This is a genomic window from Lactobacillus sp. WILCCON 0059 (genome assembly GCF_057197985.1).
Genome location: NZ_JBUBHN010000001.1, coordinates 2,126,188 through 2,140,096, shown reverse-complemented (window position 1 = coordinate 2,140,096; position 13,909 = coordinate 2,126,188). Strand labels below are relative to the sequence as shown.

At 42.9% G+C, this 13,909-nt stretch carries 10 protein-coding genes; 7 read left to right on the top strand and 3 right to left on the bottom strand.

Annotation, left to right across the window (positions count from 1 at the left end):
- Positions 1 to 77 precede the first annotated feature (77 nt).
- The gene (locus tag ACYVUT_RS10025) at positions 78 to 1,073 is read right to left on the bottom strand and encodes a LacI family DNA-binding transcriptional regulator (protein WP_484501985.1); all 996 of its coding nucleotides are present in this window, start codon (positions 1,071 to 1,073) and stop codon (positions 78 to 80) included.
- Between the two features lie 135 nt (positions 1,074 to 1,208).
- Between ACYVUT_RS10025 and ACYVUT_RS10020 the strand changes: the two genes are divergently transcribed.
- From ACYVUT_RS10020 to ACYVUT_RS10000, 5 genes are all read left to right on the top strand, one after another.
- Positions 1,209 to 1,928, top strand: coding sequence for a transaldolase (locus ACYVUT_RS10020; protein WP_484501984.1), 720 nt, complete (start codon positions 1,209 to 1,211; stop codon positions 1,926 to 1,928).
- 18 nt (positions 1,929 to 1,946) lie between these two features.
- Positions 1,947 to 3,638 carry a PTS system mannose/fructose/sorbose family transporter subunit IID gene (locus tag ACYVUT_RS10015; RefSeq protein ID WP_484501983.1) on the top strand — a complete coding sequence of 564 codons (1,692 nt, stop codon included), beginning with the start codon at positions 1,947 to 1,949 and terminating at the stop codon, positions 3,636 to 3,638.
- Between the two features lie 11 nt (positions 3,639 to 3,649).
- Positions 3,650 to 4,063, top strand: coding sequence for a PTS sugar transporter subunit IIA (locus tag ACYVUT_RS10010; protein ID WP_484501982.1), 414 nt, complete (start codon positions 3,650 to 3,652; stop codon positions 4,061 to 4,063).
- Between the two features lie 14 nt (positions 4,064 to 4,077).
- Positions 4,078 to 4,566, top strand: a complete 489-nt coding sequence (locus ACYVUT_RS10005; RefSeq protein ID WP_009557509.1) for a PTS sugar transporter subunit IIB — start codon at positions 4,078 to 4,080, stop codon at positions 4,564 to 4,566.
- Between the two features lie 181 nt (positions 4,567 to 4,747).
- On the top strand, positions 4,748 to 8,398 hold the full coding sequence (locus tag ACYVUT_RS10000; protein WP_484501981.1) for a YobI family P-loop NTPase: 3,651 nt from the start codon (positions 4,748 to 4,750) through the stop codon (positions 8,396 to 8,398).
- Between the two features lie 71 nt (positions 8,399 to 8,469).
- Here ACYVUT_RS10000 and ACYVUT_RS09995 read toward each other — a convergent pair whose 3' ends face one another.
- Entirely contained in the window at positions 8,470 to 9,357 is an 888-nt protein-coding gene (locus ACYVUT_RS09995; RefSeq protein ID WP_484501980.1) for a LysR family transcriptional regulator, read from the bottom strand.
- 118 nt (positions 9,358 to 9,475) lie between these two features.
- Here ACYVUT_RS09995 and ACYVUT_RS09990 point away from each other — a divergent pair, with 118 nt between their 5' ends.
- Together ACYVUT_RS09990 and ACYVUT_RS09985 are read left to right on the top strand one after the other, a co-directional pair.
- On the top strand, positions 9,476 to 11,293 hold the full coding sequence (locus ACYVUT_RS09990) for an FAD-dependent oxidoreductase (protein WP_484501979.1): 1,818 nt from the start codon (positions 9,476 to 9,478) through the stop codon (positions 11,291 to 11,293).
- 547 nt (positions 11,294 to 11,840) lie between these two features.
- On the top strand, positions 11,841 to 12,290 hold the full coding sequence (locus tag ACYVUT_RS09985; RefSeq protein ID WP_484501978.1) for a TetR/AcrR family transcriptional regulator C-terminal domain-containing protein: 450 nt from the start codon (positions 11,841 to 11,843) through the stop codon (positions 12,288 to 12,290).
- Positions 12,291 to 12,736: 446 nt separating this feature from the next.
- On the opposite strand, the gene cps2T is transcribed toward ACYVUT_RS09985, so the two are convergent.
- Positions 12,737 to 13,897, bottom strand: coding sequence for a beta 1-4 rhamnosyltransferase Cps2T (gene cps2T, locus ACYVUT_RS09980; protein WP_484502055.1), 1,161 nt, complete (start codon positions 13,895 to 13,897; stop codon positions 12,737 to 12,739).
- Positions 13,898 to 13,909: the final 12 nt, after the last annotated feature.

Genomic DNA, 13,909 nt, shown 5'->3' with positions numbered 1-13,909 from the left:
CCGTTTTCTTATTTACATCCCTTTTTAGTCACCAGTGCTTGCAAAACCTATGTAGCGCCCGGTGACTTTTTTGTTTTTTATGTTGTCTTGCGCTTGATCAAGCGCACTGGGATGGTTTGGGACGCATCATACACCTTTGATTTGTTGATCATAGAAAGCAGGTTACTGCAGCAAACATCGCAAATTGTATCGATATCTTGGCGGATGGTTGTGATGCCAAGTTCTTTTGATTTTGCTGATCCGTCAAAACCGACGATCGCAATCTGCTCTGGAACTTTGTAGCCGGCCATTAGGGCTTCTTGATAAAGAAAGGCAGCCAGGTTATCATTGATGCAGAAAATGCCAATTCGTTCATGTTGGCTTAACAACTCAGAAATTTTAGCAGTAAAATGTTCTCGCTCAGCTTCTAGATCGAATTCTTCGGAAGTAGCTGACATTTTGATCACATTTGGTTCGAGTCCCCGGCTTTGGCAAGTATCGCTAAAGCCGAGGATTCTTTTTTGATTTGTTGAGAAATGGTCACCGGCAGTAGTGATCATAATGGGATAAGTGCCGGTATCAATTAAGTGATTGGCTGCTAAAGCACCGCCTTGATAATTGTCACTAGCTACGCAAACGATTCCATCTTTAAGCTTTGGAAAACGGTCAATATAAACGGTTGGCAAATCGTAGTTAGGAAATTTATCTTTGGCTTCCAGACTAGAAATAATAATTAAACCACTTACCAGACCGTGTTGTAACTTTTCTACATATCTTTTTTCAGTGTCAGGATTTCTGTCAGAAGAGCAGACGATGGTCAAATAACCAGCTTTAAAGAGAATCCGTTCGCATGTTTCTACTAGTTGAGCATAGTAGGCGTTCATAATATCAGGAACGATAATCGCAATCATACTAAGGCTTCCCGTCTTCATCCCTAATGCCAGGGGATTTTGCTGATAGCCCATCTCTTTTGCTGCTTGCTTAATTTTTATTTCGGCTTCCTTGGAAAAGTGTCCTTTACCATTAAGAACCCGTGATACAGTTGATACGGCATAGCCAGTTTTTTTGGCAATGTCTTTAATTGAAATATTCATTTTGAGAAACCGCTTTACTTTTTAGTTAATTCTATTGTACAATACTCCTTGAAGAAATGGAAACGTTTGCCTAGTCCGTGATGTGCTAAAGATAAAAGACTTAAGCAAACAAGTTTTGAACAAAGGAGTAAGACAATGAAACTTGAAGATTTACATGTTCAACTCTATGCTGACGGTGCCGTGATCTCTGATATGGTCAAGGCTAAGGAAACTGGCTTGATCAAAGGCTTTACGACTAATCCGTCGTTGATGAAGAAGGCTGGTATCACCAATTATGTAGAATTTGCCCAAGAAGTTTTGGACAAGGTAACTGGCCTGCCGATCTCTTTTGAAGTGTTTGCTGATGACTTTCCAACGATGAAGAAAGAAGCCGAAAAGCTCAGCTCACTTGGTGACAACGTTTTCGTTAAGATTCCAATCACCAACACTAAGGGTGAAAGCTCAATCCCTCTTATTCATGAATTATCTGAAGAGGGGATTCAAGTAAATGTTACAGCAATCTTCACTGTTGAACAAGTTAAAGAGACCGTAAACGCGCTTAAGCCGGGCAGCGTCAACATCATCTCTGTCTTTGCCGGACGCTTGGCTGATATCGGTATTGACCCAGAACCAATCATGAAGGAATGCGCCGAAATCTGTCATTCAAACGGTGGTAAGAACCTGCTTCTCTGGGCAAGTTGCCGTGAGGTGTTCAACGTATTTGTTGCTGACCGTGATGGTTGCGACATTATTACTTGTACGCAGTCAACGATCGACAAGTTCCCGTTGATCGGTGAAAGCCCAGAACAAAGAAGCTTGGAAACGGTTCGCGGCTTTAACGCGGATGTTCAAAAGCTTGGCTTTTCAATTTTGTAAACTGTCGGAGGTTGAAAGATGTTCTTATCAGCACTATTAGTCGCTCTCCTGGCGATTATCTCTCAGTGGTGGTTCTTTGCTCCAGTAACCAGAACGATGACTTATCCACTGACGACGGGGCTTTTAGTCGGTATCTTTATGGGCCATCCAATGCTTGGTATGTTGGCAGGTGCACAAATTCAGCTGGTTTACTTGGGTTGGATCAATACCGGTGGTGTAATGCCATCAAACACGATGGTTGCTGGTATTTTCGGTACAGCTTTGACTATTCTGTCAGGGGCTAATCCGAAGTTGGCAGTTACTTTTGCGGTTCCTTTCTCACTGATCGGCTTGTTGATGGTCAATGCTTACGAAACGATTAACTCATTCTGGGTACACCGGGCCGATGCGGCATTGGAAAAGGGAAATGTAAAAGCAATTCGTTTCTGGAACTACGTTCCAAGCTTCTTTACAGCAGCTGTACTCTACGGGATTCCGGCATTTTGTATGGTCATGTTTGGTCAAGACTGGGCAAAGAGCTTGCTGAAGGCAATTCCTAAGGACTTGACGACCGCGCTTGAAGTTGTCGGTGCGATTATGCCAGCCATGGGTATTGCAATGCTGCTGAATTACCTGGGCAAGAAATCTTTGATGCCATACTTCTTTATTGGTTTCTTCCTTACGGCATACTTGAACTTGCAGACAATGGCCATTGCTATCTTTGCTGGTTTGCTGGCTTACTTGATCTTCCTTAACGACTCGAAGAAAGGGCAAGCTGTTGAAACTGCTGCTCCTAAGAAGAAGGTTCGCCGTCTTACTTTGGAAAACAGAACTGGGAAGGTAGCCGAAGTAACGCCGGCTGCTCCGCAGAATGCTGCTGATCTTAAGGCTGCAGAACCAACTATTGAATATAAGAACAAGCTGACTCACAAGGACTTAGTCAAGACTTGGCTTTGGGAACAAAGTGACGAGGTTTGCTACAACTACGAACGTATGCAGGCTTTAGGTTTGACCAACATGATGATCGAACCAATCCGTAAGCTGTATCCAAACGATGAAAAGCGTCAAGCTGAAGAACTGAAGAAATACATGGTCTTCTTCAACACTGAGCCACACATGATCGGGCCAGTTATCCACGGTGTCGCTCTGTCAATGGAAGAAGCCCGGGCTAATGGTGCCGCAATTAGTGCTGAGGACATTAACGGTGTTCGTACTGGTTTGATGGGACCAGCCGCAGGTATTGGTGACACGGTTCAACAAGGGATCTTGTTCCCAATCTTGGCAAGTATTGGTTGCTCAATGGCTTTGGAAAAGAATTACTTTGGGCCAATCTTCTTTACTGTAGTCTTCCTGGTTATCATCTATGCAATCGGCTACTGGCTCTTTATGTATGGCTACAAGACTGGCCGCAAGTCTGTCCTTGATATTTTGAAGACTGGTATCTTAGACAAGGTTACTAAGGCGTTTAGTATCGTTGGTTTGATGGTTGTCGGGACAATGGCCTCGACTAAAGTCGCCGTGAAGTGTCCAATCATATGGCATGTAGGGCAGAGTACTGTTAAGGTTCAAGCTTTGCTAAATCAACTGGCACCATGCTTGTTACCTTTAGGGATCACAATGCTGGTTTGGTACTTGCTTAGAAAGAAAGTCAACGCAACCTGGATTATTATTGGTATCTTCGTATTGGGCATTATCTGCTCTTACGCGGGAATCCTTGGTCTGGCTTCCTAAGAGGTGCACATATGGTAGAAATTATTTTGGCAAGTCATGGTGACTTTTGCCTTGGGCTGAAGCAGACGGCTGAAATGATTACAGGACCAGCTGAAAACTTGGCAGCATTGTCATTTCGCCCAGGTGAAGATCCAGAGCAATATCAGCAGGAACTTCAGAATTTAATCGAAAGCAAGCAAAAAAAAGGCGAGATTTTGCTCTTGATTGATCTAAAGGGTGGAACGCCTTACAATATGGCCATGATGACTAAGCAAAAGCTAGACTTTAAGGTTGTTGCTGGGGTAAATGTGCCAATGCTACTTTCAGTATTGACGGGGATGCCAGCAACGGCGGATGAAGCAGTGCAGATCGCACTGAATCAAGATAACTGGGGAATTGAGCTGGAAGAAATGCCCCAGACTAGACGCAGAAGATTGCTAAAGTGAAGGAAGGAGTCAGTATGGAAAACTTAGTATTGACCAGAATTGATGACCGGTTGATTCACGGTCAAGTTATGACTAAATGGCTTAAGGAAACTGGTGCTGAAGATATTTTGATCATCGATGACGCAACTGCTGCCAATGATTTCATGATCTCGGTGTTTGAACAAGCCGTTCCAGAAGACAAGGGGATTGGCGTCTTCAATAAGGAAGATGGCGTAAAATTTTTAAGCCAGCCTTTGGAAGAGCCAACCTTGATCTTGGTTAAAGGACCGGAAACTGTTGAATACCTGGTTGACCATGGCATCAAGATCGACAGTTTGGACCTGGGCGGTATGGCCGGCAAAGATGGCCGGAGCCCACTTTTCCAATTTATTTCGACCAGTCCGGAAGAAGACGAGTGCTTTAAGCGGCTGATTGACAAGGGCGTAGACGTTTACGTTCAAATCACACCTCAAAATGAAAAGCAGCCAATTCTTCCTTTGATTAACAAGAAAAACGAAGGATAGTATTACTCCTCAAGAACTTCGACAACAAAACGCGGATCTCTTCACAAAATGAAGGGGCCGCGTTTTTATGTATAGATTATTGTGTATTGAGTTAGGTCGCTGAAGTACAATAGCTATAGAACGTTTTATGAGGTTTCACATCGTTGGCTTTTTAATATAGTAACTTTGAAGGAGAAGATACGTGGGATATTACAGTAAGCTAATCTATTATTATAACAAGATACATAATGATAAAAAGAAACTCGATGATCTGGCACCAATTGATAATCTAGAAGCAGATAATGAGTACATAGAGCTTTTAGATGAAGTTTTAAAAAAGTGTGATAGATTGCACAATATTGCTCTAACAGGGCCGTATGGATCGGGAAAATCAAGCATTATAGCATCATATTTGAAGAGTCATCCTAGCGTTGAGAAGTTAAGTTTGAATATATCATTAGCGTCTTTTTGTTCGAAGCAAGATTCTGATGATGACGATACACATTTAACTGAGGAAGAGATTCAACGAGGAATTTTAAAGCAAATTTTTTACAAAGTTAAACCAAGTAAGATACCACTGAGTAGGTACCGAAAACTTCATAGCCCGTCTATTAGAAAGATTTTGTACGTTTTCATTGTTTTAGCTATTTCGCTTCTGATTGGAATGTATGTCTTTAATTATGAACTGTTGTCTAAAAATGGATCTCTTTTTGATCAAGCTTTAAAACGTATTCATGAATTTGGTACCCCAAATTATATTATTTGGATTATTACTGTTGCTATATTCCTAATGCTGTTATTTATTCTCGTTAATGTAGCTGAACATATATTATCACGACTATCTTTAAGCAAGATAAACATAGGTAAAGTGGCAGAAGTAGACCGACAAACTTCAGAGTCATTCTTTGATAAGAACATGGATGAGTTAGCCTACTTTTTTGAAACAACAAATTATCGTATTGTATTTTTTGAAGATTTAGATCGATGGGGGAACATTGATATCTTTTCGCATTTGCGAGAATTGAATTCGCTTCTAAATAGAGATGATGCAATTAAAGAGCCTTTAGTTTTCGTATATGCTCTTGGTGATGATATGTTTCGAAATGAGGAAGAGAGAACAAAATTTTTTGATTACATCATTCCTGTTATACCTATAATGAATGCTACCAATGCGGGTGAAATTTTGCTAGACAAGGTAAAGCACAGTAAGCTAGAGCCTCAGATCACACAAGATTTTATTTTTGATGTAAGTCCATATATTCCAAATATTAGGGTCTTGGTCAATATTTGGAATGAATTTGAGGTTTATGAGCCAATAATTATTAAAAAGCAAGGCCTGGATCTATATGAAGAAAAGCTACTTGCTCTCATTATTTTTAAAAATCTTTATCCTAAAGAGTTTGCAGAATTAGAACTTGAGCAGGGGATTGTCAAAGATGTGTTCAATGGAAAGGAGGCATATCTTCAAACAATTAAGAGAGACCTTAAAGAACAAATCCCTTCGTTAGAAAGTAAAATAGAAAGTATTGAGAATGAAGTATTGGAGAGTCATAGGGAGTTAATGACCGCCTTCTTGCTAGAAGCTGCAAATTATCAAGGCGTTACAACAAGCTTTTATCATGGGTATGGATATTCTCGGCCAGATTTTTATTCGAAGGATATACTAAGTGGAAAACAAACGCTAAGTGATTTAAAAGAAAAAGGAATTAATAAAATTGACTATATTTCTTTAGGCGGTAGTATAGAGCGTAGAATCGATTGCAATATAGATGAACTGTATAATAAGTATGAATCTAGAATAGAACTTGCAACTAGTGCAAAGGAATCTAAGGTAAAAGATCTCCAGTCACAGTTGCAAAATTTGAAGCGGAGAATGACCGAACTAGATTTGGTGACACTGGCAGAGCTTATAGAAAATTATCCATTGGATGACTATTTGCCAGATGAAGTAAAAGAAAATGATCTATTAGTCTTCTTACTACGACGAGGCTATATTGATGAGCAGTATGCTAGTTACATTAATTACTTTAAAGGTAACAGTATTTCTAGAGAAGATCAAAACTTTATCTTAGCAGTCAAAAATAGAAAGAAGCTGCCACAATCATATAAACTTACGAAGGTTGCAAATGTCGCAGATAGATTGAGAGTGATAGATTTCAGTCAGAAGGAAATTTATAATAATGACTTAATGGATTATATGTTACGTGAATATTCTAGCACTGATCAGAAGCTTGAAGCTTTTATTAAACTGCTGAAAGACGAAACAGAAGACAGTTGGTTATTTATCTCGAATTACTTAGCGTTGGAAACTGATCAAGCTAAGAAAAATAGATGCAAGTTTATTAGAATATTATCGCATGCTTGGCACAATATGTTTAACTATATTCAAGATAGAATAGACTTGTCACCTGATACGGTCGATTGCTATCTTGATCTGATTTTCAAGTTTGCAGATACATCCGATATCAAAGAAATGAATGCAAGCAAGTCGATTTCTAAATATCTGTCTTACACTGAAAATAGTCTTCAAAGGTTTAAGGATATTCCTGTGTCTCGTATGACTGAAATTTTAGATAATGCTCTTTCTGTAAAGTTTTCCAAGGAAAATTTATCAGATATTCCAAAAAGTATGATTAACCATATTACTGCTAAGAGATATTACAAGATTAACAAGAAGATGCTCGATGAGATTTTGGGAAGACTTAATCCAAACTTACAGAAAAGCTTCAATAAACATGCGTATACCAACCTCTTGAAACTTGATCGTGATGATAATCTCCAGATGCAGATCTTGGAATATATTTATGAGAAAGATAATCTTTCGATTTTCATGGATGAAGTAGTTCTTGCAGATGACAATATCTCTGAGAGCATAGAAGCAATTAGAGATTTGCTTGACCGCCTTAAAGAAAATGAAGACTATCAAGATAGACTGTTGCAACATGAAGAGTTTGTAGGGGCTAGTTTATCAGAATTCACCTTAGATGAACCGGATCAACATATCTGGAATCTGGTATTAAAGAATAGTAGAGTTAAAGCTACATGGTCGACAGTGGGTGAGTATTGGTCTTCCTTTAAATTTTCACCCGAGTTGCTCCAATTTATACAAAATAACTTCGATAGTATAATTGCTAGTGATAGACTTGTATGTACCCAAGATTTTGTAGATGATTTGTTTATTAATGCTACTTGGGATAATGATACATTTAGTAGCTTAGCTCCATGTTTCAAGGGATGGAAATTTAGCGGTACTATCTCAGATATTCCGGAGCAGAATTTAAGAGTATTAATTGACCAAGATTTCTTTAAGTTTACACAGGAATATTATGACCAAGTAAAATCTGTAAGTGATGAGTTAGCTACAGCTTATATTTTGAAACATCAGCTAGAAGCACTTGATAAGTTGGATATCTCAGATATCGATGGTCTGGCAATTAATCTATTGGCAAGTCCAACTATTTCTTCCGAGCTTATAAATAGAATTGTTGACAACAACTCACCACAAAAAATGGTAGATCAAGAAGTGGCAACGAATTTGGCTGATAAGATTTTTGATGTCAATAAACAGTGGTTCTTCGCCATTTTGGAAAACTTAAGTGATATTAAGAGAGTACCTTGGATGCAAAGAAATATAGATCTTTTAGATAGAGACGATTTTCGCCAATGCTTTTCAAAATTGCCTGGTACTTACCATGAATTTTATGAAAAGTATAATTCTTTGAAAGAGGTAAAATTAGATAACACTAAAGAAAATGTAGCATTGTCGGAACGCTTACGCAATGTAGGTTATATTACAAGTTCACGGATTAAGAATGATGGAAAATTAGCTGTCAAGCTAAAGAAGCTGCCATGACGATAATAAGGGATGCAGTCCAACAACGGACTGCATCCCTTTTTCGTATATAAAGATACTGGTCCCACATCTCACCCTGGCAATCCCGTTTTCTCCAGCCAGCTGACGAACTGTCTGGCGGCTTGCGGGCTGCCTTGCTTCAAGATGGCAACACCATAGTCGGGCACGATCTTGGTGGAAAGGGGCAGCTTCTTAAGGTCGAGGTCATTAGGGTCGGACACAAAGTTGGCCCAGATTCCCCAGCCAAGCCGGGCCTTAACCATGGCCCGCGCGGTCGCGATATTGTTGACATAGGCCAGGTCCAGAGAATGGTTGTTTCTGCAGATCTCTTTTTGCAGTTGGTCTTGCGTGGGCGGGCACCAGCGGTGGTCCAGGAAGATCAGCCTGTTCTTGCTCAGCTCTTCCAAAGAAACTGGCGGAGGACCAAGCTTGACTTCGCTAGGTACGATCAAGCAATAGTAGCCAATAAGCAGGCTGTGGTAAACCAAGTTGTCCATTCCCGCAATGATGTCTGGCATGGTGAAGATCACGTCACAATTTCCATGGGTCAAGTGGTCCTTCAGCTCCTGGTGGGCATAATTCTCCAGGAAAACGTTGATCTGGGGATGCTCTTGGCAAAAAGCCCTAACTAGTTCTGGCACCACAGTATGTTCATACGGCGTCCCGCTGTAGCCAATCGTCAGGTTCATCTTTTGCGTGTTTTGCACCTGCTGTACATGCTGCACGGCCTTGTTGTACTCGTTCAACCAGGGCTTGACCCGGTCGTAAAATTCTTGTCCCGCTGGTGTCAGACTGACAGCTTTGCGGCTGCGGTAAAACAATGTAACGCCCAGCTGCTTTTCAATCGAGGCAATCGCTTGAGAAACTGAAGACTGAGAGATGTTTAAGTTGACTGCCGTTTTGGAAAAGTTGAGCGTTTCTGCCAAATTGACGAAAGTTGTTAAGTGCTCCAGATACATTTTTTCTCCTCACTAATAAGTCATTCCGATTATCAATCACAATTATGATTATACCTTCAATAACCAAACTTGGTATACTAATCTTGAAAACGGTAACAGAGTTTTGAGGAGAAAAAGCATGACTTCATTAAAGGATGGAAAATATGCCGTAACCGCTCATGAACTGGAGGGGGCAACCATGCCACTGACAGTTGAAATTGCAGAAGGCAAGATTGCCAAGGTAAAGCCGGAAAGAGACTACAAGAGTGCTCTTGAAGAGGCAGTTTTTGCCAAAGGGGCCGCGCAAATCGTGGACAAGCAGAGCTTGGAAATTGATGCCATCACTGGTGCAACTATTTCAACTAACGGCTTGATTGAGGCTGTTTCAGAAGCCATTAAGGAAGCTGGTGGTGACCCAGCCGACTACGCTCAAGCTGAATTTACTCCAGCTGCTGAAATCAGCACGGAAGAAGCCACGGTCAGCCAAGCTGATGACTACGCTGACTGGCGCAAGGCACCGAGTCAGATTGACAAGGAAATTTCAGTTGAATACCTGATTGTCGGTGCAGGGATCGCTGGCTTGGCTAGTGCTGTTCAAGCCAGAGAAGAAGGGCTGGAAACCCTGGTTATTGAGAAGAATGGTTTCGTAGCTGGCAATGGTGGCGGCGTCGAAGGAATTTTTGGCATCAACACTAAGATGCAACAGGAAGCTGGTATCCATGCTGAAAAAGAAGACATCATCGCTAAGGAAATGGAACTGGGTCAATACCGGGCCAACGGTGCCTTCTGGGTTGACCTGGTCAACAACTCTGCAGATAATATCGAATGGCTCTTGAAGCAAGGCGTTCAACTAACCCATGTTGATGACTACCATGGTACTTGCATGTTCCCGACTTTCCACTGGTGGAAGGGGGGCTTTGCCTCTGAAGGCTACGTGCCATATATGAAGAAGCGCTGTGATGAACTGGGCGTCAGCTTTATGACCTCAACCAGTGCCATCAGCATCATCCAAGAGGTTGGCGTAGTCAAAGGTGTCTATGCCAAGTCACCAGATGGGATCGTCAAGATCAATGCTAAGGCAACTTTGCTCTGTACCGGCGGGGTGGGCCACTCAGCTGAACTGATCGAAAAGCAAGGCTGGTCAACTAAGAACCTGCACTACTGTTCAATGCCATCCAATACTGGTGATGGTTACAAGATGGCCATGGCTGCTGGGGCTAAAGACATGCTGGTTGAATCACCTGAATTCATGATGAACTACATCATGGCTTTGCCGCATGAAGGCGTGCACCTGTACATCGATCCAATCAATGGCTTCATGAGCCTGCCGTCTGGTGGCCCGACGGTTTTCGTTGATCAAGATGGCCGTCGTTTCGTCAACGAAAATGCCAAAAAGTACAACCTGCTTTACCAAAGAATGGCCATGCAGTCAGTCAAGAATGCCTATGAAGTCTTCAATCAGTATATTTATGACCGGATTACTGCTGGCATCCCTGATGCTGACAAGATCCTGGCTGAAGCTGTTGAAACTAACGAAGGTGACTCCTTGTACAAGGAGGACAGCATTGACGACTTGGCTAAGCACTTTGACCTGCCAAAGGATGTCTTGACCAAGACCTTGAACGACTACAACAAGTTTGCCCGCCAAGGCAAGGATGAAGAATTCGCCAAGGACAGTGACAATTTGATTCCAATGGAAAAAGGACCGTACTACATTGCCAGATTGGATCCATCTAACTTGATTGGCGTTGGCGGGATTGGCTCTAACCGGAAGTTTGAGGCTATTGATTCTGACTTTAACACGATCCCAGGCTTGTACGTGGCTGGCATGGATTCAACCATGCAGTACCGCAACGTCTACACCATCACCTTGGGTGGTTCGGCCTGCGCTCACAATGTCAACTCCGGCCGTCACGCGGCCATGAACGCCAAGGACTACATCGCCAGCCTTGGATAGAATAAACGCTGTTATTTAATTGCCGCCCCTTGAAACGTGCTCTCTTTAGTTTCAAGGGGGTATTTGTTGTGTGCGGAAATGGACAAGGTGATGGGCACTGGCAAAGTGCCTGGGGATATAGGTTTCTTCCTAATAAGGGATGCCGCAGTGTTTTTCATCCACCCGCTCCGCAATTTTTTCATTTTTGGACAAGCGCTTACAAATTGTCCGTTGATTTAATCCGCTTTCGGGCATATTATTGATGGTAGCCGCTGGTTGCTATTAACGATAGGCAATATATAATACAGGCTGGAGTAATTAAGGGTTCTCCTAAAACACAAAATATGATATGTTCTTTTCTGTCCGGCTTGGCGTGAGTACCGGACGGTCTGTTTGCACGTTGTAGTAGCTAGCGGTCATGGTTTAAAAATGAGACAACAGTTTTTGGCGACAATCAGCCTTAAGAAAGCGTGATCCGATGTCCTAAGATCTTAAGTCGCGCATTGCACTCGTGTTTAGGGCTCAAGTTGCTGAAACTGGCTTTAACCACGTCAGTGTAGTTCACTTGATGAAGAAGAGCGGTATTAGGAGGCAGACTTTTTACGATAACTTCCAAGATAAATACGATTTGCTCGGTTATACAATCCAGGCAATGATGAAAGCTGATGTCGAAAGCAACATCGACAGGCTGGATTGGGAGGAAATTATTGCGCAAGTCTTCTATAGTGCTGAGCTGAACAGGGATTTTTACAAAAGCGTGTATTCAAGTCAAAAAGAAATCGACGTGATTGGTGAGATTTCGCAGCATATCGCAGTGCTGCTACGAAAGATCATCAAAGAAGAAGGCATGACCGACAACCATAGGGCCAGCAACTTCGTGACGTTTTTCAGCATTGGCTTGACCTATACGATGATTGACAACCTCTTCAGCTATCACCCGCTCGACTACGATGTAATCGCTGACCGGGTTAATAGTGCCTTGCATTTTACACTCTCTAATCACACTAGTGAGAAATAAATGTTCTTTCCGCGCCCCCCTTGAAACGTGCTCTCTCTGTTTCAAGGGGGGTCTTTTTGTGTGCTATAATATGAAACTTGAGTACGCAAGTGGGCCAAAATAAAAAGCCCCCGCGAGCGGAGGCCGGGTTGCTACCTAAACAAGTGCTTAAGCAGTTTTTTCAGGTACTTCGGAGGTACCACGATTAAGATAATGAACCAAAGGTTCATAGGGGAAACACCCCCGTCCACACATCATAATTTTGAGATTGACGATCTCGACGTGCATCTTGATTGTAGCACATTTAAATAGTATAATGTGGGTACTAAGATAATGAACCGGAGTTCACATCTGATGTGCAAGAAATGGTACCAGCTGATTACTTGTACCGAACCGGTTGGAGCGCTTAATAGGCGCTCTTTTTTTATACCCAAAGACCCGCACCCAATCATGGATGCGGGCCTTCTTCATTTCAGCCACAATTCCTCGTATTCCTCGGCAATCGTGGGCCAGCTGTAGGCATGCGCGACCCGCCCCCGGGCCGCCTGGCCAAAGTCTTCAACCGCCTGCTGGCTGAAGCCTTCAACCTTCTCGATTAACCGCCGCAAACTTCCCGGCTCCTTATTCCAGTAAAGACCAGCTTTTCTGGCAACTTCCTGGTTGAAGCCAACGTCATAGAGCAGGTTTAGCTTGGTGCTGCTAAGGCTCTCCAGAAGGGACGGATTGGTTCCGCCAACTGAGTGCCCGTGCAGGTAGGCGTAGGCATTTTCCCGGATTTTTCTAAGCAAATCCTGGTCGTAAACCGTGCCCACGAACTTGATCCGCGGGTCTTGCTTGAAGTGCAATTTCTCTTCTAGTTTTGCCAAAAAACGCTCGTTAGCCGTGGTGATAATGGCCAAATCTTTCCGGCTCTTGCTGGCCATAAATTCCTTGATCATCGTCTCAAAATTATTCTCCGGCACGAACCTGCCCACAATCAAGTGGTACTGCCGGGCGCGCAATTTTTTCTCCTTCAGCCAGTTCTTAAAAATCTGGTTGCTATCGCCTAAGGGACTAGCCGCCAGCTGACTGCCGTAAGCGATAAAGGCGGTCTCTGGCCGGTACTTGCCGTAAGTTCTCAAAATATAGCGCTCAATTTCAATCGAGTCACAGATCACCTGGTCGCAGTTTTTCACCATCAATCTTTCCGACACTTGCCAGTACCTGCGAATTAGCCAGGGCCACTTGCCCCGCCGCCATTCATGCCCGTCCGGGTTGATGAAGACCTGCCCGCCTAAGCGGTGGATCTGCTTCACGTACTTCTTTATAAAAGGCCCGATCCGGCAGGCTAGGATGTAAAAAATCGGCCCCTCAATCTCATGCTGCTTGCAATAATCGATCCCATAGTCTAAGGCCGCCAGGTCATAATAGATCGCCTGCGCCGGACCCAGCTTTTCCGGTACCCGGATCTTATAGCAATTCGCGCCCCGGTACTTAAAGCGGATGCGGCTGCCTTCCATGGCGCCATCCCCGTTTTCCTTGCAGGCCACATGGTACTGGATCTTTTCATGATCCGCGTGCTGGTTGAGGAGCTGCTTGACGAAGGTCTCATAGCCGCCATAAGAGCCCAGGCCCTTAGAACCGATAATAAATACATGTCT